1 protein-coding gene is annotated in these 268 nt (G+C 58.2%); it reads right to left on the bottom strand.

The genetic code is table 11. The features are described from left to right. Positions 1 to 268: hypothetical protein (locus EXE45_RS19895; protein ID WP_158294314.1), on the bottom strand; the 268-nt coding region annotated here is incomplete at both ends.

Genomic DNA, 268 nt, shown 5'->3' with positions numbered 1-268 from the left:
GACCATCGCCTGCTCGGTCACGTTCACAACCCGCCCGTCGATCTGGTCGGTGTCCTCGACTTCGAAAAACGCCGAGCGGTGGAGCTGCTCCGTCACAGAGTCCACCAGCGCGAACCAGATGAAGACAGGCTCATCTACCTCGTTGGTGAAGTTGACGTACTCGTTGAAGTGACGACGGTTACAGCGAGCGAACCACTCGGGGCTGGTCTTGACCTTCAGTTCGATGTAGGCGATCAGTTCACCGTCATCGTAGACGCGGAGGTCAGGA

Origin of the sequence: Halorubrum sp. SP9 (assembly GCF_005435015.1) — an archaeon.
GTDB lineage: Archaea > Halobacteriota > Halobacteria > Halobacteriales > Haloferacaceae > Halorubrum > Halorubrum sodomense.
This window is presented reverse-complemented; position numbering and strand designations above follow the sequence as displayed.